Here is a 22,014-nt window from a genome sequence, read left to right as displayed (position 1 = left end):
ATGACAGTACCGTTGAAGTGTATTATCATAGATGATGAAGAAGGCGGCCACCTGGTATTGGAGCATTACCTGAAATCCTTCAGCAGCCTTAGCCTCAGCGCATCCTTCTACAATGCAATCCAGGCCATGGAATATCTCCATAAAACACCGGTAGACCTGATATTTCTGGATATCAATATGCCCGGTATAACGGGCATGGATATGCTGGAAGCCATGCCTGATCCGCCACTGGTAGTACTTACCACCGCTTATAGTGAATACGCCTTACAAAGCTATAAATACCAGGTTGTAGATTATCTTGTCAAACCCATTGACCTGCCTCGCTTCACTGCCGCCATCCACAAAGTATTAAAACGATACAGGCCGGTAAATACTGCCCAGCCGGAGGCGCCCGTTACCGCGGCCTCACCTTCTTCTCTGATGTTAAAGGTAGATGGGGAAATTATCAGGATACAACTGGAGCATATCACACATGTACAGAGCTGGGGCAACTACGTAAAGGTACACACCGTGGATAAGGTTTATTTAACTCCGATGACCACTACGGAAATTGAGCAGAAACTGGACAAACAACGATTTAAAAGGATACATAAGTCCTATATCATTGCACTGGAGCATATTCAGAAGATAACTTACGGAGAGCTACACCTCGGCAACGGCACCATTTTACCGATCGGCAATACCTACCGCAGGGATCTGATGGAGCACTTCCGGTAAACATGCCAACTGCAGCATATTTGCAGCATCGAATAGTTATTTTTGTAGCGGTAAAATCACTCTGTATGAAACCCGTATTCTTCATCCTGTCTCTGCTTTTTTCAACGATAGCGTTCTCTCAAAATGTACAACTGGTGAATCCTGCTACCCTGGCCACTCCTAAAGGATACTCCCATGCAGCGGTCATCGATCTGGGTCATTGTAAAATGGTTATCACCTCTGGCCAGGTAGGCCTGGACGCCAAAGGTAATCTGGCCGGCAAAGATGTGGCTGCACAAACAACACAGATCTTTCTCAATCTCAAAAATATACTGGAAGAAGCTGGTGGTAGCCTCAACGATATTGTCAAACTCGGCTACTTCCTGACAGATGTAAAACAGATACAGGCCGTGCGGGACGTGCGGGATAAATTTATTAAGACCGCCAATCTGCCAGCCAGCACGCTCGTTGAAGTCAGCAAATTATTCAGGGAGGATATATTGGTAGAAATTGAGGCAACGGCTATTATTTCTAAAAAGTAGGCTGGGTACTAAAAACCAGCTTTTTAACATTCAGTTTAAAGATAATACTCCTTCTGCTGACAATTGGCCTCCGCCTGCTGCAGGATACGCTCCCAACCCACGCCAGTCGCATAGATCTGCATCCATTCGCTGCCGTTGGAAGCTGGAAAACAGATTGCCACATTTCCCAATGCCGCTTCAGCTTTACATTTTTTGATGGCGGACAGGCTGTTTCCCGCATTAGGGTTATTGCTAAAACTGGGCCTATAAGTATGCTTGAATATTTCAGAAAAATCGACATCGTTCTTCAGCAAAATGATGATAGAGCCACGTTCCCAGCCCCTGACATTCCAGAGGTATTCATGTCCGGCCACACATTCTTTGGAAAGGTCGAATCTGAATTTTCCCTTGTCACTGATGAGTATATCAGCGTTTGATAAATACAGCGCTGAGTCTTTCTTCAGTCCGAACACACAGCCGTAAAAACTATTCTTCAGCAGCGGCTGGATGATCGTTTTATGGGATGGAAATGGGTCTGTTTCTTCGTAGTTGCGATAAGAGCCAGCTTCGGAGAGCAGCTCAACGGAAAGAGATCTGAAGTATTCATTGTCCATGGATCAACATTATCTCACAATATCGGCTTATTTTTAGTAATTCAATACACTAGCTTACCCATGCACGAAATACTAAGGCAACATATAGAAAAGATTGTAGCACTGACGGATGATGAATTTGCTTTTGTATGCACTCACTTCACCACAAAAAGTTTCAGAAAACGCGAGTTTATTATCCAGCAGGGAGAAAGAGTCGGGCATGCTTATTTTATTATATCCGGGCTGGTAAAGCTGGTATATGGCGATGAATCAGGTAACCAGCATATTGTTTCCTTTGCAATGGAAGACTGGTGGGAAAGTGATTTTCTGGCTTATTTCACACAAACCAAAGCCACCTTGGCTTTACAATGTATCGAAGATACCACGGTGTACTGTCTTTCGCTGGATGATTACCGGCAATTATGTGCGGGTCTTCATAAGATGGAACATTTTTTCCTTTGGAAAGCCAATGCCGGCCATATCGCATCTCAACAGCGCATCTTATCTTTCCTGACCTCCAATGCTAAGGAGCGCTACGAACAATTGCTTAAACGATCTCCATCGCTTTTCCAAAGAGTGTCTAAAACCTTGCTGGCTTCCTATCTGGGCGTTTCCCGGGAAACCCTTAGCAGACTTAGGCGCTCATAATTGTGATGTTTGTCACAAGAAAAAAATATGCACTGTCCTCATCTTTGCCGGGTACATTTTTTCACTTAAAAACAGACAAATGGAAAAACGAATCATTAACCCCTGGCAATGGCAGGACCAGCGCAGTTATGTGCAGGCCGTGGAAATAAAACAGGCAACAGCAACACTTTACTGCTCAGGACAGGCTGCAGTAGATGCAAACGGACGATCCAGTACCGCCGATATGAGGTCTCAGCTTATTGAGGCCCTGCAAAACCTGGAACAGGTAATCACAGAAGCGGGCTACGAATGCCAGGGTATTGTGCGGTTAAATATTTACTCCACTTCCACTGCAGAGCTTTTCACCTGCTTTGATGTTTTTCAGGATTGGATAGCCAAACATGGCATCCAACAAGCGTCCACCGTACTGGAAGTAAAAGGCCTTTTTGAAACATTAAACGTCGAACTGGAAGCCACTGTAGTGAAATAATCACTGACATGGTACAAACAAAGGCCTGGTAAAGAATACCAGGCCTTTGTTTGCGAGAGATATTAATTTATCTGCTACCTGCCTGCAGGTGCGTACAAAATTCATAAAATGATGGAGCAATTAAGATAGCATCATCCGGATGATCGCTTTCTTCCCATCTTATTGATTTAATAAGTCCGGTTTGCAGATCCAGCCAATAATCATTATCACTGCCATCACCGGCAAAAGGAACATGGGACTTACAGAAGTCCTTTAAAGCTGAAGAGTATTTTGCTTTTCGCTCCCATACCATATTCATTGCCAGAAGGAAAGGAGAATCGTCGCCTGGATACCGGGGTATAAAATGAAATGATTCGACTTCTACAGAAGTATATCCATCTTTGGACACATCATAAAAATGATCTCTATAAATCCTGCATCCCTTTCTAAAATAGCCACCATTGCGGGCGAGGTAAAACTTCAAAAAATCAGCTTTCCCCTCAAACGCTTCGGGAAACAAGGTGTTTATTTACGCGATGGTAAGCGGCTCCCAACTATCTTCAAACAGCAGTTCTTCTTTAAAAAATGGGATATCGCGTATCATGGAGGATGCTTTTAATCCCGGAAAATACGCCTTTTATCTAATTTCATAAAGATCTCTTCCTTAGTAAAAAAACTGCTCGAGTATAATCTGACCATCTTTCACTTCATACAGCATGATCTGGTTAAGCTGTATTCTTCCGTGTGGTTCTACAGTTATATCTATCTCTCTTGTTACCACAAAATGATTACCGGTTACCAGTGGTGCGCTTGTATAAGCACGATGAAGCGCCGTGATCCGTTGTACGAAGTCTTCTCCTTTTTTGCGAACAGCGGCTTTGCCTTCCGCATATCCCATATACGGTGAGCCGGCAGGGTCTATACTCTTCACATTCTCCGCAAAAAATTCTTCCTGTATCTCAAACCATTTTTCTTGCTGGGCCAGTTCATGGAAGCGGGCTGCCACTTCCTGTGTAGTCAGTACATTTTTGGATGTAGTTATCATTATTTTATTTTTTTTGGGTGAAAATTATACTTAGCGATGATCCCCCTGTTTTGTTTTTATTATGAGATATTATTAACAAAGCTATGGTTTAAATATTTCGCCGATGCGGGGTTAAATGGACTTTATCGCGGGGTGATATGGACAAAAAAAACAGGCTCAGTTCAATCCGGTGACATCAGAGATAAACGCTATATTATCGTTTCAAACGCGGGCACAACGCGTTTGTATTTTATTATTATTGTCATTATCTTGGATAATTGTTACAAATACCTTTAATAAGCTATGGGGGAGCCTGTAGATGAAGCACGACAAACCGGGACACCGGCACAGCATGATGCAGCAGCGCTTGAACCTGTATTTAAAGCGTGTTATGCTGCATTGCTGGCCTATGCCTGTAAGTATGTGACCCGGGAAACTGCAGAAGATATTATTCAGGATGTTTTTATACAATTATACCGGAAAGGCCCTTCTCTTTCTATCAGCACCAGCATCAGGAGTTATCTTTTCCGCAGCGTACACAATGGTTGCCTTGATCATATCAGGCAGCAGGCCGTGCATCAGCGTTATGTGAATGCCACTATTCCCGGGCTCAGCGAAGCGGAGCTGGATTATTTCAGTCCTGACGGCCCCCGGCAAAGCCTGCTCCAACAAGATAACCTGGCAGCCAGTGTATGGCAGGCCATAGAGGCCCTGCCTCCCAAATGCCGTGAAGTGGTGAAACTGCGTTACCAGCAGGGACTCAAAACAGGTGAAATATCAGCAGCAATGGGTATCTCGGCACGTACCGTAGAAACACAGCTGTACAAAGCTATCAAACAATTGCGCGGACTCATACGCAAAGCCAACACTTTCCTCTCCTCCATTACGCTGTTTTAAGGAGCGCTTATATTAACTTTCTCTCCCGGTAAAAAAAATTCAGAAAAAACAGTACGTAGTTTTTATCCCTTTCTCGTCTAAATTATATGAAATGGCACCTAATAATACTAACGGGTTGGATTACACGATATTGATAAAGTTTATCGATGGCCAGGCCAGCCCTGCGGAAACCGCCGAGGTGGCCGCCTGGCTGGAAGCTGCTCCCGGCAACCGTGAGCTGTATTTTCAGGTCAAGGATATACTGGACCAGCAGCGTGTGTCAGAAGTTACCCGCGAGGATACGGATGAACGCTGGCTCGAGATAGCGGCTCAACTGCAGCAGTCCACAGATGTAGCGAACCCCGTACGGCGCCTGCACTGGCTAAAATACGCAGCGGTATTACTGGTGCTGGTGATCGCAGGAGGAATAGCCGCCTACGTGCTGACAAAACAGCCTGGGCAGCCGCCACTCATCACCCTGGTATCACAGAAGCCAACCGTACAGCACATTGTGCTGCCCGACAGCACCCGCATCTGGGTAAAGCCCGGCAGCTCCCTCCAGTACCGCAACGTAAAAGACGGTCTGCGTGAACTGTGGCTGAACGGCAGCGGATACTTTGAAGTAGTGAAAAATACAGCAACGCCTTTCAGAATACATACTCCCGGTATCACCGTAATGGTATTGGGGACCTCATTTACAGTGAACGATGATCCACTCAGCGCCAACGTAATAGTCAACACCGGAATGGTAAAAGCCAGCACCCACAGCCAGGAAATGCTGGTACGGCCCGGACAAAGAGTAACAGTAGTGAACAACCAGCTTCAGATGGATAGCGTTAACGCACAATTGTTTGCTGCCTGGAAAGATGGTGATTATAAATTTGAAAACACCTCCATGGAGGAAATTAAAGAATTATTGCAGATCAACTACGGGTATCATGTAGAAATATTACAACCGCAAAAACTCCGGAATACAAGCATCAGCGGCCGCGTACTGATAACAGATGAACTGAGCCTGTGCAAGTCACTGGCAGGTATGCTGGAAGCTGATGTCAGAAAAGATAGTAACCGGATCATTATTCAACCAAAATAAAAATCGCGCTCAAAACAAAACCAGACTTTAGCAAAATCATTTTTTAAGCAGAAAAAAATATCCGGAAAATCCCGATCGCCGCAGGTCATCCTGCGGGAACAGTGACTTTGTTTTTTCTGATGGAAAGGAATCTTTTCCTATGGGCAGATGTACGCCCCGGAAATAATCCTACAGCATTCATATACCACTTTATGTAGTCTTTAACCTAAATTTTATCCGTTATGAAATTTGGATCTCTACGGCTTTGCCTGAAGGGAATGGCCGGCCTGTGCCTGTTACTGGGCATTACAGCATCCTCGTCGCAGGCACAGGATGCCGTGACCAGCGTTCCGGAACAGTATTTCCAGCAACACCGCAAACATATCCCCGCTGATACAGGGCCCGCCAGCCAGGTCATATCCCTGAAAGACGCACTGGAAAAAGTGTATACCAAATACCAGCTGCGTATAGCCATGAATGAAAAATATGCAAAGAATATTTTTCTGCCGGATAAACTCCTCAATACCGGCGCCTCTGTTGCCATCGCCTCTTTACAAAAGATACTCCAGTCCTACGACCTCACCCTCAGCATGACCGGTCCCTCACAATATATCATTACACCTGCCGAACCGCGCCCCGCCCCTGTTCACAAACCAGCAGTCAAGGTAAAAGTTTCCGGCACGGTGAAAGACAAACTCGGCGCGCCGCTGGTAGGCGTCACTGTTAAAATAATAAGGACGCCTACAGGTACCACCACCAACGACAAAGGTTTCTATGAACTGGACGTAGAACCGACTGACACCCTCGAATTTTCATACATCGGCTATCAGGCACAACAGATCAGTGTCCGCAACAGAGTGGACATCAATGTGGAGATGCTGGCCAAAGAAGGAGGACTCAATGAAGTGGTGGTGGTAGGCTTCGGCGCACAGAAAAAGATCAGCCTCGTAGGGGCGCAGTCTACCATCAAACCGGAAGAACTGAAGCTGCCCGTGAGAAGCCTCACCAACGCCCTCGGCGGCCGCCTGGCAGGCGTAGTAGCCGTTCAGCGCAGCGGCGAACCCGGCTACGATGGATCTGATATATGGATACGCGGTATCTCCACTTTCGGCTCCAGCCCACGCGGACCACTCATCATCGTTGACGGTGTGCCAGACCGCAGCATCAACGACCTCGACCCCGAAGACGTGGAAAGCTTTACCGTACTGAAAGACGCTTCCGCCACCGCTGTATACGGCACCCGTGGCGCCAACGGTGTTATCCTCGTCAATACCAAAGCAGGACGCCCCGGCAAACCTCAGATCAACATAGAGCTTAACCAGGCCGTTACCAAATTCACACAGCTGCCCAAATTCGTAGATGCGCCAACGTTTATGCGGCTCTACAACGAAGGCCTCACTATGCGTGGAAGAACACCCCTCTATACTGAAGACAGAATACAGAAACATATCAGCGGCGAAGACCCCGACCTCTATCCCAATGTAGACTGGTTCAAGGTGTTGTTTAATGAATACGGCCAGAACAGAAGAGCCAACCTCAATGTACGCGGCGGCTCCGAGTTCGCCACCTATTATATTTCTGCCGGGTACTACTCCGAAGTAGGCCTGCTGAAACGCGATAACATACAATCCTACAATTCATCCATCAAACTGGACCGCTACAACTTCACCACCAATGTAGACGCCAATATCACCAAAACCACCAAGCTGGAACTAGGTGTCAACGGCTTTATCATCAATAGTAACTACCCCGGTATCGGCACAGGCGCACTGTTTAATCTCGCTACACAGGTACCGCCCCACCTGATACCACCACAATATTCCAACGGACAATGGCCCAAGATCCCCGGTGGCAGCTACCCCAGCCCCTACCGTAACCTTACCCAGTCGGGCTATGCTACCGAATACCGCAACACCATCCGTTCCAATATCAGAGTAAGGCAGCAGCTCGACTTCATACTGAAAGGGCTCTCATTCACCAGTATGTTTGCATTTGATTCTTACAGCTGGAATAACCTCAACAGAAAAAGGGAAGTGCAGACCTACTACGCTACCGGCCGCGACTCTGCCGGCAACCTGCTTACCAGGATCGTTGATCCCGGCTCCAATGTACTGGGCTTCGATGTTTCAAGAGGCGGTGACCGCCGTTTTTATACAGAAACAGCACTGAACTACGCAAGAAAATTCGGCGACCACGACGTATCTGCGTTACTGTTATATAATCAGTCTGACTACGTTGATGCCGATGCCGGTGATCTTATCAGCTCGATTCCCTTCCGTGTAAGAGGTCTCAGCGGCAGGGCTACCTATGGCTATAAGAGCCGTTATTTTGCAGAAGCCAACTTCGGATACAACGGTTCCGAAAATTTCACACCCAGAAAACGCTACGGCCTCTTCCCCTCCTTCGGTGCAGGCTGGGTAATATCTAATGAAAACTTTTTCGCACCACTCAGCAATGTGATCTCCTATCTTAAACTACGCTATACCTATGGGCTGTCGGGCAACAGCAATACCGGCTCCCGTTTCCTCTTCCTCACACGGATAAAAAGCGATAACGGCCTCGGATATACGTTTGGCGTCCCCGGAAATACTACTTCCTTCGGAGGTCTGGAAGAAGATCAGATCGGATCAGAAGTCAGCTGGGAAACAGGCAAACGTCAGAACCTGGGTATCGAAATAAAAGCATTCCGGGATGAACTGTCACTGATCGTGGAACTGTTCAACGAACGCAGAACAGGCATCCTCCTGCGGCAGTACGACATCCCCTATTCTTCCGGTTACACTTCCGGCAATATACCTTATCGTAATATCGGTATCACAGAAAACAAAGGGATTGATGTAACCGTCGACTATAACAAATCATTTTCCCAAAACTACTGGGTCGCTTTCAGGGGTAACTTCAACTTCAACATCAACAAAAATGTATATGATGGTCTTCCCCCATGGCAGTATCCATGGCTCAACCGCACCGGTCAGACCATCGACCAGCGTTTCGGCTATGTGGCACTCGGCCTCTTCACCGATTCAGCAGACATCGCCAAATCTCCCAAACAATCAGGAGATGTACGGCCCGGGGACATCAAATATGCAGACCTTAACGGTGATGGTATCATCAACAGCTTCGACCAGAAGGCCATTGGCTATGGCCCTGTGCCCCGCATCGTATATGGCCTCAACTTCAGCGTGGGCGCCAAAGGCTTCGACCTCAGCCTCTTCTTCCAGGGTGTAGCTTTGGTGGACTTTATGTATAGCGGCGGTCATGGTACCAACCCGTTCTATGAAGGTCCTACTATCGGGAACCTATATACGGCAGCCACCGATCGCTGGACACCCGACAACCCCAACAACAGGCCTTTCTATCCACGTATGTCTACCCGCCAGGATATCACCACCAACTATTACGAAAGCACATGGTGGCTCAAACGCGCCGACTATATCCGTCTGAAAAGTGCTGAGCTGGGATATACCTTCAGCATGAAAAAACTGCAGCGTTACGGCCTCAAAAGCCTGCGCGCCTATGTTAACGGCACCAACCTGTTCACCATCTCGCCCTGGAAGATCTGGGACCCGGAACTGGGCGACGGCAGAGGCACCGCCTATCCTAACACCACTTCTTACAACTTCGGTATCCGCGCCAGTTTCAAATAAAACATAACATCATGACTCATTCATACCACAAACATATAGTCCTGTTACTCCTGCTGTTATTGTCTGCTGCCGGCTGCAAAAAAGGCTACCTGGACACCGTCCCCGACAATATCACCACATTAAAGGACGTATTCACCAACCGCGCCATGACAGAACAATGGCTCGCCAGGCTATACAACCCCATGCCCGATATGTGGAACCAGCCTTACAGCGTTCCCTGGACCGGACAATGCGACGAAGCCGATTATGCCTGGGTACAGCCCGGCATCAACTCCGGCGCTATCACACCCGACAACGCCAACCCCTCCTACTGGAACAGCTATTACCAGACCATCCGGCAGGCAGCCATCTTCCTGCAGAACGCCGATCAGAACCAGGAGATCAAAGCCCTGCCTGGCGGCGACAGACTTTTAAAACAGTACAAGGCTGAAGCCCGCTTCCTCAGAGCCTACTACTACTGGCTGCTGATGCGCCAGTACGGCCCTGTAGTACTGATGGGTGAAACACCCAGGCTGCCCGAAGATAATTTTCAAATACCCCGCAGCACCTGGGATGATTGTGCCGCATATGTACTTTCCGAAATGGACAAAGCCCTCCCCGATGTGCCGGTACAACATGTGAACCCCGTAGATCCCACCCAGGCTGATGTAACACAAACCGGACGTATCACACAGCCTATCATTCTGGCCGTAAAATCGCAGATACTGCTGTATCACGCCAGCCCTTTGTTCAATGGCAACACCGAACTCGCTTCGTTTAAAAATACGGATGGTACCACGTTGTTTAATCAGTCGTATGATAAAGAGAGATGGAAAAAAGCTGCTGATGCCGCCAAAGCCGTCATAGATCTCAACCGCTGGGAATTATATACAGTGGCCGATCCGGACCCTTTCCGTGCCGCCTTCCTCTCCTGCCGCAACCTCTTCTTCGATGGCTGGCAGAAAGAAGCCATATGGATACGTACTTCCTCCGCCCATGTAAGCAACTGGGAACGACATTGCTCTCCGCGCTGCGCCAACGGCCAGGGCTGGAACGGTATTGCCGTCACACAGGAACAGGTGGATATTTTCAGAATGGCCAATGGTAAAGTCATCAGTGATAACAGCAGCGGCTATACGGAAGATGGGTTTACAGGTAGCGCCACACCCTATTATGCCAGCGGAACCTATAACATGTATACCAACCGCGAACCGCGCTTTTATGTAGATGTGACTTTTAATGGTGCTGTAGTACCGGTGGTACCTGAATCGGGACAGACAAGGGTCGAATTTTTCTTCACGGGCAACTCCGGCAAAAACGGCGCTCCCCGCGACTGGCCCTCTACCGGCTATACCGCCCGTAAGAACATCCATCCCAATACCGATTTCCGGACAGGCAGAAATTTTTCAAGGCCGGCCATGATGATACGGCTTGGTGAAATTTATCTCAACTACGCCGAAGCCCTCAATGAATACGGGCCCGGCAATCCTGACATCCTCAAATACCTCAACAAAATCCGTAACAGAGGTGGGCTCCCTGATCTGCAGCCTGGTTTATCACAGGATGAAATGCGCAGGCAGATACGCCTGGAACGCCGCATAGAACTGATGTTTGAAGGCCACCGCTACTGGGACGTCCGCCGCTGGAAAGTGGCCAATGACCCCGACCAGCACCAGGGCGGCGCATTTCACGGTATGAACATAGAAAAAGGAACATCCCTCTCCGATCCGGAGTTTCATAAAAGGATAGTATCCTTTACCAGAACAAACTGGCAGAACAAATTTTATTTCTATCCCATCCCCCAAAGCGAGATAGACAGAAACAAGGTACTGATGCAGTTTCCGGGTTACTAATAAAACGATAAAGGCGCCTGATCGTATGATCAGGCGCCTTTATTAAATAGTTGAAATGTATGGATCAGAGTCCTCTATCCTGAAATGCTGTAGGGATATCATAATGTCCCTTTTTATAAGGCACCGTAATCCTGTCCATTGGTGTATTTCCTCCGATACAGCTACCCGGAAAAATCACGAGGTCATAATTTTCCTGTTGGCCGGAATGCTGTAATATCCATTTATTGTTACTGCATTTTTGCAGACCGCTGCCGGCATCATAAGCATTCTGCGTAACAATATCCAATACCGGAAACAGCTTCTCACCCTGAAATGCTATCACGTCATCCCAGGAAACACTACTTCCCATATGCGTGATGCCGCCGGATACTACGATACCGATGGTATGCGTTCCCATCCTGATAAGCTTATCAAAAGAACCGGAATTGCCATACATTCCTCCGCCGCCGGCGTTCAGCAGATAAGCCGCAGTTTGCCAGTGCCCATCTGTTTTTTTGAAAGCCCATACATCTACCCAGCCTGAAATCGGCGCTCCGCCGCTCTTTCCCCTGTTGGTGAATATAGCTACGCAGTAGGTATTGTTATCCTGCTGAAAGTACAGGATGGAGTCAAGCTTACGCACTATCTTTTCTGCGGTGCCCCCTTCAATGCCTATTTCTGTGGATACGGTATCGTATACTCTTTTAGTCAGGCTTTGAATATTTCCGGCCAGAAAATCGGTTTGAACAGGCAGTAGACTCAGTTCTCCGGAATAGGCCATTCCTATTGCAGTCCGCATATACCGCCACAGTTCATCATATTCTTTTGCGGTGCTTAACTTATCCAGAAACTGTTTTACCAGGCGGCCGGTTTTGGTATCACCATACTGTTGTATAAACGAAAGGTATTCTGCCTTATTCTCCGGATATAGTGACCCAAGATTATCCCGATGGTCAAATGATGGGGTGTTATCCTGTCCGAAAAGATAATCATAACAATAACGTTCATGAAGCTCTCTGGCCTCAGCAACAAAGATGCTGTTGGGATGAGTATCCAGGAACTTCTCCCAGTTAAGGGCTCTCTTTCCAACCAGATTGAAAGGCACGGCCAATCCTGCATCTGCACTGTATAGTACGGTATCTTCATCGGCCTTCAACTGCAGGAACATACTATAATCAGCAGGCAGGGAGCTCTTAAATAAGTGTGTATAGAAAGAAGGTACAGTACGCAGTTCCGTATATCCTTCTCCGATACCCCATGGTTCAATTTCCGCTGTGGCCAGCAGCTGAATACGTTGCTGTACATTGGCTGGCGGTACCACGGCCTTCTTTGCTTCCGAGTAGTAGCTGACATATTCATCCAGCCATTTAGCTTCATTGGCGGAAATTCCTATCAGCGCGGTGTCTACATAAAGTGCCAGCGAACGATAAAGTTTGGCGGCCGTTTCCGCATTTATACCCGGCAGCTGGGCAGCAATGGCCTTTCTTTTGCTGACGATGGCTGATACATAAGCCTCGGTAGACAAGGCCGGCATATCCACAGCCTTCTTTGCCAGCCCTGAATCCGTATGGGCTGCGTTTACACCTGGTTGTTTGTTACCCGGCTTTTTGTTACCAAAGTTGCATGCTGCCAACAATATAACAGGAATTAAGAAAGCAGTTATTTTCTTTCTGAGGTCCATCAACATATTCTTCATAGAATGAATAAAAAATTAATCTAATTCAAGCCGAAGATAATGTAAAAGGACTGTACAATCACTACCGGGCCATATCATATATACTACAAGGTGACAGGCACGAAATCCGGATTACGCAAAAACGAATCCGGATTGTACAAACAAAGGAAGCGGAGGTAGCAGAAATTTATCAAAAAAAAATGAAAGCAATCATCATAGGTGGCGGCATGGCCGGATTAATGACAGCACGAGTGCTGGCTGATTTTTATGAAGAAATCACCATTATTGATCGGGATAAAATTTCCACATCTCCGGACCCAAGGCCAGGAACACCACAGGCCCGTCATCCGCATCATCTTACCCCCAAAGGAAGGATGATCCTGGAGCAGTTATTTCCAGGGCTGAATGAAACATTGTTAAAGAATGGCGCCCATAACAGCAAAGGAAAGGAAATACTATTTGACTACCCTTTCGGTCATATCAATCTTCAAACGCCAACTGAAGATGCCGCCTGCAGCAGATCAATGCTGGAATGGCATATCCATCAATACGTTCAGCGCCTGGCCAATATCTCCTTTTTAAACAGCGTGACAGTCACCGATTTGAAATTTGTATCACAGGAAAACAGGATATGCGGTATCACAGGAAGAGGAGAACAGCAGCTGCCTGTTGAGCTCAGTGCAGACCTTGTAGTATTTGCAGGAGGCTATCATTCCCATCTGCCGGACTGGTTAAAACGTTACGGATATGAAGTGCCGCAGCCAGAGATACTGACCACTGATATAGGATATAGCACCCGTCATTATTCCATTCCGGGTGAACAGATACCTCATTGGGACCTGTTACATATAGAGAAAAGAAAAAACGGTAACACCCCAACCTGCGTGGTTTCTTTCATGGAAGGCGAGGTAATGGAAATCATTCTTGGCAACATAGGCGGCCTTTATCCGCCTACCACCACGGAGGCTTTTGAACAGGAATTAAGCGAGTTAAACAACGATGTCCTTACTGGTATACTAAGAACAGCCACACCGTTGGAAGCCCCGCGAGGATACCGGATGAAGCAGGTTTTCCGTCAGCATTATGAAAAAATGCCAGACTGGCCGGCAGGGCTGCTGGTAATAGGCGATGCATTATGCAGCTTTGATCCAATATATGGAACAGGTATAACCGTAGCAGCTTTGCAGGCAGCATCGCTGCAAACAATGTTAAGCAAAAACCAGCTGCAGCCCATCCCTGATTTTGAAGTCAGTTACCTGAAAGCAGTACAGCACATTATTGAGCCTTCATGGTGGATCAATGCTGTTGCTGACCTCAGACATCCGGCTGTTCAGCATATCTATTCAGAACCGCTGAAGAATATAGCGTTTGCTCAGGCATTCCTGGACAAGATCCTGGAATTTGCAGTGGTACAAAATCAAATGGAGATATTTGGCCTGATATGGCTTGTAAGCACTTCCTTTTACCCGCTTCATGAACTCTTCAATGAAAAAATATACCAGTTGCTTCAGGCAGCGGGCTATGGAGGCGTATGGGAGCACATGACCAGAGAGGAACAATTTAGCGCATAAAGTCTCTATGACTATTCATAAAACTACCTCCGCGAAGTAATATACTTTCCGGAGGTAGTTCACTATTTTCATCATTGCCCTAAAATAAACTGCCTTGTATCACTGTCGGCGGCTCCGTCGGTTGAAACAGCCCAACAATCGTAAAAGGCTGTTTGCTACTGGCATGTATGGTTTGTGTAGTCCCCAGGAAGAAATGCAGATCGGTGCCCCTGGCATATTCCTGCAGATATTTCTTTTTTACTTCTTTAAGCGTTTTCAATTCTTTTCCGGCGCCATGCTGCTTTTTCAGGATTTTCCAATACAGGGAAGCCAGTTGCCAATCCTCCACTGGTAAAGTAATCTCTTCATTTCTCTTATCTGTAAAACGGAATGAAAACTTATACGGCAGCTTTTCCATTACGGCAAAAGGATCTTCCGGCTGTTCAAATACCCGGCCGCTGTTTTTCTCTTCCTGTAATTTACCCAACCGCGTTGCATCCCATTCCCGTTCTGTTTCTTCTATCACAAAATCGATTATACGTAACGGTTTGAAGACCGCCAGCGAAGTATAAAATGCCTCGTGTTTTGCTTCCATCGCCAATGTAGACAGATCACGGTATACATTCTTCAGCACAATAGCTTTCCGTTCGCTCCAATGATCTTCTGTACCCAGATGCCCTATCTTTTTCACCGGTGCTTCTACCGTTACCGGCCGGAAACTCTCTAATCTAAAATCTGTGGTATTGCGCTCTACATCCAGTTCTATCCAGTCATACAGCTGGTATTGTTCTTCGTAAGTCTTTTTTGAAAACGGAATGGGGTATATTCTGATAAAAGTACCATCCTCTCTGAACCCGGCGATGCTAAGCTGTTCATCATAATGGGAAGATATGGTGGGGTAACTTTTAATAGTGATCAAAACTTTCGTCAAGGGCATGCGCAATGTATTTTATGATATATATAAATTCAGTGGTTTTTTCTGGTTGTTACCAGCCCGCAAAACTAAGGTTAATCATCGGGAATTCAACTAATAACATTTATTTCAGATCGGTTCTTGTATAAAACCGCTTCCGTTCATTATTTTTATAATTTTAAGAAGCCTTCGATATTTATAAGCTATAAAAGCAGCATACATGAAAGTAAGAGTAACCTGTTTCTGGGACGATGATTCTACGCTTTTGGGACAATTAAGCAGATACGCATTTGGAAAGGCACAATGGAAAGATATGCAACTGGTCACCAATGAAGACTATGATGTTTTAGTCATTCTGACAAGCCCTCACCCGTCGCTAAAAGAGTACAACAAAGAGAAAGCGGTTACCTTACTTACAGAACCACCCCAGTCTGCGCATATACAGGGCGAAGATCAGTCTGGCAAAGTGCCTGTATATCTGCATCTCCCTTTTTGGGGCAATATCCCTGACGAAGAAATCAAACATCTCAGCAACACCGGCGTTCCCAAAAGTGAACTACTTTCTGCCGTCACCAGCGAGCTCGGATACATGGAAGGACACCAGCTTCGTTTACAGGTCATCTATCACCTGAGTCAAAAAATCAATGAAGGATTTGATCTATGGGGCAAGAAATACACCAATCACTTTTTTGAAAAAATTCATGCATACCGGGGAGAACTTACAAATAAATACGATGGGCTCTGGGACTACCAATACCACTTTGCCTGCGAAAATACTTTTATCGATAATTATTTTACCGAGAAACTCACAGACCCGATTTTAGCAGAAGCGTTGTGTTTTTATGACGGATGTCAAAATATCGAAGACTTTATAGACCCACGCTCCTTTATACGCATTAATGTACAAGACCCGGTCACTGCCACCGAAAGAATCATTCAGGCTATCAATGATGAAGAGTGGGAACAACGGATTCCGTATATCAGGGAACAAAAGCAACGGTTGTTACGGGATCTTAATCCGCTGAACATTATCTGGCTGGCAGCCAGCGGACAGGATGTTATCAAAGCATGTAAACTGTAGATAAAAATCCTTTCTGTATTTACCTTCACAGGATAAAATACAGAAAGGCCACTTAAAAAGTAAGAAGGGCATTGATCAGATAATCATTATCCTCTCTGTTCCTCACCCCTATTCTGATATAGTTGCTGTTATTATCAAAACCCGGTTTACCACTACAGTTCTTCACCAGAATATTATACCGGTCCAGCAGCTTCTCACATAAATCAGCGGGGTCCAACTCTTCAGACACCCTGCAAAGGAAAAAATTGGCTTCAGAGGCCAGCGGAGAAAGAAACCTGATTTTTCCCAGCTGCTCAAACAGATAGTCCCGTTCTGCTTTAAGACGCTCACATGATAACAGATATTGTTTTCTGTATCGAGGGAAGATTTCCAGGAAATACTCTGCAATGGAATTAATGTTCCAAAGCGGGAGGCTGGCCCTCACCTCCTGGAGCAATTTACTATTTGCCGTGACAATCACGCCTGTTCTTAATCCGGGAATACCAAAGCTTTTACCAAGACTTTTAATAATAACCAGGTTCTCAAATGCCGATAATATAGCGTCCTCCAGCAACGAAGCATCTATCGAAAAATCAATAAATGATTCGTCCACCACCAGGCATTTTCCTTCATTCCTGAGATGCAGCAGCAATTGCATCAGAACTTCCCGCTCAATTATTTTACCGGTCGGATTATTGGGATTTACCAATACCAGCGTATCTACATTTTCACTTAACTTAATCAGTACCGGCAGGTCTATCTCGAAATCCATTGAAGCCGATCCAAGTGCCACCACTTTTTCTTTTTCACCTGCATACAGATATTCATTAAAGGTAGGTACTACTACTCCTGATATGCCCGGCAATTTATCCATCAGCACCTTAATTATTTCAGAAGCTCCGTTTCCCGCGGTGACGTAGGCTTTGGGGCATTCGAGCATATTGGCGCATAAGGTATCAATATAGTTACGCCCTGAGGGATAATTCATTACCAAATGCTCAAAATTCCTCTTCAATTCTGCCATCAGTACCTCATTAGGAAAATAAGGATTAGTCAGATAATAATGATCCTTGATATATGGAATTTTCCAATAACCGCCATACATGCGACTTATAGCTTCATATTTTTCTCCGGGAGCAGCAAACATCAGAGAGGCCAGTTCAAGGTCCATCGGCGTATCTACCTCCATCCATCTGCATTGTTTGCTGGTAATACTCACCTGAAAATACTTATTTACAATATCCGAAGTAAGGATATCCTCATAAAACAGCTGAACCTGATCTTCCCTGATTGCTTTGTCCAATAAGGGAATATAAACATCCCTGCAGAAACTGCCGGAGAATTTGTAGATATTAACTGTCTTGTATTTTCTGGTGTCAGGTTTAACAGTATTAAAAGTCTTGGATAAGTATATTTCATCTGCATGATCCATTTCAACAATACTTCCATTCATACCAGGAATCAGGTCTGAAACAGTTATAACGTTGTCTCCCAAAGCTAATACGGGTTGCAGCAGCTCCTTGTCAAATATCAGATCTCCTTCAATAATCAAACTGTCATTATCCATCAGGTGATCTTTACATAGCCACATGGAATAGATATTGTTTGCCTTGTCATAATTCAGGTTGGTGATAAATTCGACCTCCATATTCTTATAAGAATCTCCGACAAACTCCCTGATCGCCTCTCCCTGATATCCGATGACAAGGACCACTTTATGAACGCCCGCCGCCACAAGGTTTTCAAGCAGATGACTGAGTATCGGCCGGCCGTTAAACATCAACATGGATTTAGCACATCCTTCGGTAAGCAGCCCCATTCTTGACCCTAGTCCTGCTGCTAAAATAATTGCCTGCATATCTTTTTACTTTTCTTACACTTTATATTCCGGAATCTTAACCAGGTGACCGTTAGCTAACGGAGTCTATATACACCCTTCTGGTTTTATCCGCCATTATAGCGGATGTGAAGTAATTACTGGCTTTATAGGCAGCCTGCTGCCCCAATTGATTAGCCCATTCGGGGTTATTTAATAAGTACAGCATAGATTCAGCCCAGGCAACAATCATTTCGTCCTTATTCATTCCTTCATGATTAATTTTACAGGCAGATAAATTGTGTTGCAGCATATGCTCAAAAGCACTGATATTATTGACAACAAGTGGCAATCCATGGCTCATCATTTCCAGAATAACATAACTACTTTCTTCCCTTAACGAAGGGAATACCCCCAAATCAGCGAGTTTATACAATGCTGCAACCTTTTGCCTGTCTATCCTCCCGGTGAACGTAACACTGCCCTCAATACCAGTAACATATTCCTTAAATTGGTCTATATCATCACCTCCTACCAGGACCAGATGCGTATCCGGCCGGCTCTCCCAGAGGATTTTAAATGCCCGCAACAGCTCATCCAGGCCTTTATACCAGCTCAGTCGCCCCACATACAATAATATTTTCCTTTCATCAGGTATCTGTAGCTCCTGTCTCAGTGCATGTAAATTATGCAGATGATCATCTGCTGCAGAAGGATATCCATTAGGAATAAACACCGATTTATTATCCGGTATCTCATAAATCCGGCTAACTATCTTTTGGGTGGCGGGATTTAGAAATATTATCTGATCGACGACACTACACAGTTCTGTCTCCTCTAATATCGACTCAATTGAACTGTTGCTAAGCTGCTCCCTTTGTTGCCATTCAAACATAAACTTATCCATATCTCCCTGGTAAAAACTAGCCCACAGGGAAAGGTGCATCGTGTATACCACTTTATTCAGCCCGGCCTGCTGTTTTACAACTCTGGCAATATTGGTCTCCAACACACTATTAAGATGGAAGATATTGATGACATCAGGATCAGTGAGATAATCCTGTAAAATACAGATGATAGCCCAGGCATATTCCGTACTAATGGCCCTGTCATTGGAATGCGGGTTATGGGGAGCCGGTATAAGTATCCGCGTAATGTTTCCTGAAACAACAGATGTCACTTCCTGAATGGTGGTACTTTTGATCGTGATATCAAAAACCGTCATGTCATTATCGCCTGAAGCTAACTGCGAGGTAAGCGCCTCTCTGTAACTTCCAATGCCATAATTCAACGAAACCCCTTCTGCTGTTATAAAAAAAACGTTGTATTTCATCGTTGGCTCAGTATTTTTTGCAGCATCATACAATTTTCTGTTAATCCAGGTAGTACTCCGGAAGGGTCAGACTCCTCAATTAACCGGCCGGCCGTTTCATTTAAAATGATGCGATCTGCCACATCCACCAAATCAATGAGACGACTGTGTATCTCCTCCCTGGTCAACGATAGTAATTTGTAATCAAGTGTTGCGGCAGCATTAACCGCCTGAAGTAGTTGATGTAATTGCATCAGACCCGACACCTCTTCCAGGTATCCGGCATCCCATACCGCCAACGGTTTATCAGGCAGGTGTATACCCAGCATATCTGCATAGCCCAGGATTTCATACAACCTGGTATCACGAAGAATATTAATCGTGTTGTTTTCATTCTCCCATTGTTTTGTGACTTGCACCTGAACAACACTGCATATTTCAGTAATGATCTTATTCAACTCCGCATCATGACTATTATGCTGACTTAATTGAAAATATCGTTTTAACAATACCGGATTAAGATGATCATCTACTTGTTGTTCCTGCAACAACTTAATATTGGTCAGACATTCGGCCAGACATGCCCTGATGTCTGACTGATGCTGCCTGTCATAGCTAAAAGATGATAAGGCCGCTGATAAGTACAATGCAATACCAGAGAGATCCGACAACGAATAGCCGGACTTAGCCGATCCGGCGGCAGGTATAATCCTTCCGAATAATTCCTGGTTAACAGGGTATAACCAATCACTGATAGGCGCATCGAAAGCACCTTGCTGAACCCATAACAACATAGCATAGGCGATCCTGGTAACACCATTTTCAAAGCCCATATTAGCATCCTCCAGCTCTTTCCATTCTTTGCAAAGAAGACTTTCCAACATACCGAAAGCAAATCCGGAATAACATTCCTTTCCCGTCCATGCACTGTAATTAAAAAACATATCAATGGCATTCACGCTGCCTTTGATATCAGACTGAACATCGGACAACTCAACCAATAAAACATTCGTCATCCTTTTTAATACCTTCTCAAGCATAAGCCTATCTGTTAAAATTTTTCAGGAAGTTCCGGTAAAATCTTTCCAGCAACCTGGCATCACTGGTGATGATTTCAGCCCTGGCCACCAGACCATCCCTGAAATATAAAGTCTTGTTGTAGCTTGTTTTCAAACCATCCGGAAGTACAATACCAGCAAGGTATCCACTATCAGTTGGTATAGGAGATATGTACCCAATTTTACCCTGTATACTCCCATACTCTTCCCATTGATAGGAAGGAAATTTAAGTAGCACCTTTTGCCCTACCGCCACTTTTCCGAAGTTCTCCTGCGGTATCACCATCTGCATATAATAAGCACTATTGCCCGGCACAACATATGCTACATGCTGCTCTGCCTGGAGATGTTCATTTTCCTGAATAAACCCGTTATAAGCCAGGGTTCCGGCCACCGGAGCAGTCAACAAAAATTTCCGTTTCCATTCAGCAAGATCATTTTTAAAATTATTCAGTGATTCCAGAAAAATTGTCTGCTGCATCACAATCTGATTATCGAGTTCAACAATCTCCTTTTGCTTTACAATTTGTTCTCTTTCATTACTAATTAATGCAGCCTTTATCTGAGGAAGGGATAATTTCTTATTAATCAGTTTACTGGTTTGTTCACGATATTCCAGTTCAGAAATAACCTTTGCCTTCAATAGCTGCGTATTAACATCCACCGTAGTTTGAGTCAGTTTGGTATCTTCCTGATAAAGTTGTTCCTGCTGAAACAGATTTTTATGAGCATGGGTGATATTGTCCAGTTCCTGCCCCAGAAGCATTCGTTTCTGGATGAAAGCTCCTTTCTGGATGTAATCACGGAATTGCAGATAACTGTGAATGAAGTCCCGATAAGCAGACTGCACTTCTCCTAACTGGCTGTAATCTGATTGCAGCAGCTGATTTAACCGGATATAGTTTTTCTTTTGCAGGTAAAAGATAGCGGAATCGATCTGTTGAGAGAGGCTAATCACTTCACTTGCCTCAGCAGTACTTTCCATGATACCGATTATCTCGTCTTTCTTTACCTGCTTACCATTCAGATTAGATAAGAATACCAGTTTCCCGGAAGTCTTTGCTACAATCAGTTTGGGTGTATTGACGCCTACCATTTTTGCATGGCCGTATACAATATCAGGGTATTTCACCAACCATGCCAGCGCAAACAGCGAGGTAATTATGCCAAAGAAGATACCTATTCCATTCCGGACAAGGAATCCCGGATTTGCCGAAAGCATCTCTCCCACAGCCATTGATGAATCATGAAAAGCCGGATTTTCATGATTCATGTCATCAGATACTTTTGTGCG

The 22,014-nt window shown here is 45.4% G+C and carries 19 protein-coding genes; 10 read left to right on the top strand and 9 right to left on the bottom strand.

From position 1 onward, the window contains the following. Both DF182_RS23480 and DF182_RS23475 read left to right on the top strand, forming a co-directional pair. The gene (locus DF182_RS23480) at positions 1–717 is read left to right on the top strand and encodes a LytR/AlgR family response regulator transcription factor (RefSeq protein ID WP_113618224.1); all 717 of its coding nucleotides are present in this window, start codon (positions 1–3) and stop codon (positions 715–717) included. A gap of 65 nt (positions 718–782) precedes the next feature. Then, positions 783–1,238 (top strand): RidA family protein, encoded by a 456-nt coding sequence (locus tag DF182_RS23475; protein WP_113618223.1) that lies wholly within the window; start codon positions 783–785, stop codon positions 1,236–1,238. A 35-nt stretch (positions 1,239–1,273) separates the two neighbouring features. Here DF182_RS23475 and DF182_RS23470 read toward each other — a convergent pair whose 3' ends face one another. Next, positions 1,274–1,831: a hypothetical protein gene (locus DF182_RS23470; RefSeq protein WP_113618222.1), complete on the bottom strand. Its 558-nt coding sequence runs from the start codon at positions 1,829–1,831 to the stop codon at positions 1,274–1,276. Between the two features lie 60 nt (positions 1,832–1,891). On the opposite strand from DF182_RS23470, the gene DF182_RS23465 reads away from it, so the two are divergent. Then, positions 1,892–2,458 (top strand): Crp/Fnr family transcriptional regulator, encoded by a 567-nt coding sequence (locus tag DF182_RS23465; protein WP_113618221.1) that lies wholly within the window; start codon positions 1,892–1,894, stop codon positions 2,456–2,458. 79 nt (positions 2,459–2,537) lie between these two features. Beyond that, positions 2,538–2,927, top strand: a complete 390-nt coding sequence (locus DF182_RS23460) for a RidA family protein (RefSeq protein WP_113618220.1) — start codon at positions 2,538–2,540, stop codon at positions 2,925–2,927. Positions 2,928–2,994: 67 nt separating this feature from the next. Here DF182_RS23460 and DF182_RS23455 read toward each other — a convergent pair whose 3' ends face one another. Next, positions 2,995–3,426 (bottom strand): SMI1/KNR4 family protein, encoded by a 432-nt coding sequence (locus tag DF182_RS23455; RefSeq protein WP_113618219.1) that lies wholly within the window; start codon positions 3,424–3,426, stop codon positions 2,995–2,997. Between the two features lie 144 nt (positions 3,427–3,570). Further along, positions 3,571–3,951 carry a nuclear transport factor 2 family protein gene (locus tag DF182_RS23450; RefSeq protein WP_245957523.1) on the bottom strand — a complete coding sequence of 127 codons (381 nt, stop codon included), beginning with the start codon at positions 3,949–3,951 and terminating at the stop codon, positions 3,571–3,573. Positions 3,952–4,233: 282 nt separating this feature from the next. Here DF182_RS23450 and DF182_RS23440 point away from each other — a divergent pair, with 282 nt between their 5' ends. From DF182_RS23440 to DF182_RS23425, 4 genes are all read left to right on the top strand, one after another. Further along, positions 4,234–4,827, top strand: coding sequence for an RNA polymerase sigma-70 factor (locus tag DF182_RS23440; protein ID WP_113618217.1), 594 nt, complete (start codon positions 4,234–4,236; stop codon positions 4,825–4,827). A 91-nt stretch (positions 4,828–4,918) separates the two neighbouring features. Further along, the gene (locus tag DF182_RS23435) at positions 4,919–5,899 is read left to right on the top strand and encodes a FecR family protein (protein ID WP_113618216.1); all 981 of its coding nucleotides are present in this window, start codon (positions 4,919–4,921) and stop codon (positions 5,897–5,899) included. 221 nt (positions 5,900–6,120) lie between these two features. Next, entirely contained in the window at positions 6,121–9,525 is a 3,405-nt protein-coding gene (locus DF182_RS23430) for a SusC/RagA family TonB-linked outer membrane protein (protein ID WP_113618215.1), read from the top strand. An 11-nt stretch (positions 9,526–9,536) separates the two neighbouring features. Then, a complete protein-coding gene (locus tag DF182_RS23425; RefSeq protein ID WP_113618214.1) occupies positions 9,537–11,357 on the top strand; it encodes a RagB/SusD family nutrient uptake outer membrane protein in 1,821 nt (606 codons plus the stop codon). Between the two features lie 64 nt (positions 11,358–11,421). Here the strand turns inward: DF182_RS23425 and DF182_RS23420 are convergent, their stop codons facing one another. After that, positions 11,422–13,032 carry a hypothetical protein gene (locus DF182_RS23420; protein ID WP_147243524.1) on the bottom strand — a complete coding sequence of 537 codons (1,611 nt, stop codon included), beginning with the start codon at positions 13,030–13,032 and terminating at the stop codon, positions 11,422–11,424. A gap of 179 nt (positions 13,033–13,211) precedes the next feature. Here DF182_RS23420 and DF182_RS23415 point away from each other — a divergent pair, with 179 nt between their 5' ends. Continuing rightward, complete coding sequence (locus tag DF182_RS23415) at positions 13,212–14,582, top strand: FAD-dependent oxidoreductase (RefSeq protein WP_113618212.1); 1,371 nt, start codon at positions 13,212–13,214, stop codon at positions 14,580–14,582. 79 nt (positions 14,583–14,661) lie between these two features. On the opposite strand, the gene DF182_RS23410 is transcribed toward DF182_RS23415, so the two are convergent. Beyond that, positions 14,662–15,498, bottom strand: coding sequence for a hypothetical protein (locus DF182_RS23410; protein WP_113618211.1), 837 nt, complete (start codon positions 15,496–15,498; stop codon positions 14,662–14,664). Positions 15,499–15,694: 196 nt separating this feature from the next. Between DF182_RS23410 and DF182_RS23405 the strand changes: the two genes are divergently transcribed. Then, complete coding sequence (locus DF182_RS23405; RefSeq protein WP_113618210.1) at positions 15,695–16,555, top strand: glycosyltransferase family 10 domain-containing protein; 861 nt, start codon at positions 15,695–15,697, stop codon at positions 16,553–16,555. Positions 16,556–16,607: 52 nt separating this feature from the next. Here the strand turns inward: DF182_RS23405 and DF182_RS23400 are convergent, their stop codons facing one another. From DF182_RS23400 to DF182_RS23385, 4 genes are read right to left on the bottom strand one after another with little or no spacing between them, the layout of a single operon-like run. Further along, a complete protein-coding gene (locus DF182_RS23400) occupies positions 16,608–18,392 on the bottom strand; it encodes an aminotransferase class I/II-fold pyridoxal phosphate-dependent enzyme (RefSeq protein ID WP_113618209.1) in 1,785 nt (594 codons plus the stop codon). A gap of 52 nt (positions 18,393–18,444) precedes the next feature. After that, complete coding sequence (locus DF182_RS23395; RefSeq protein WP_113618208.1) at positions 18,445–19,683, bottom strand: glycosyltransferase; 1,239 nt, start codon at positions 19,681–19,683, stop codon at positions 18,445–18,447. Further along, positions 19,680–20,702, bottom strand: coding sequence for a hypothetical protein (locus DF182_RS23390; RefSeq protein ID WP_113618207.1), 1,023 nt, complete (start codon positions 20,700–20,702; stop codon positions 19,680–19,682). Before DF182_RS23390 ends, DF182_RS23395 begins: the two co-directional genes overlap by 4 nt. A gap of 4 nt (positions 20,703–20,706) precedes the next feature. Beyond that, on the bottom strand, positions 20,707–21,993 hold the full coding sequence (locus DF182_RS23385; protein WP_147243523.1) for an HlyD family efflux transporter periplasmic adaptor subunit: 1,287 nt from the start codon (positions 21,991–21,993) through the stop codon (positions 20,707–20,709). Between the last annotated feature and the right edge of the window lie 21 nt (positions 21,994–22,014).

Source organism: Chitinophaga flava, assembly GCF_003308995.1.
Taxonomy (GTDB): Bacteria; Bacteroidota; Bacteroidia; order Chitinophagales; family Chitinophagaceae; genus Chitinophaga; species Chitinophaga flava.
This window is presented reverse-complemented; position numbering and strand designations above follow the sequence as displayed.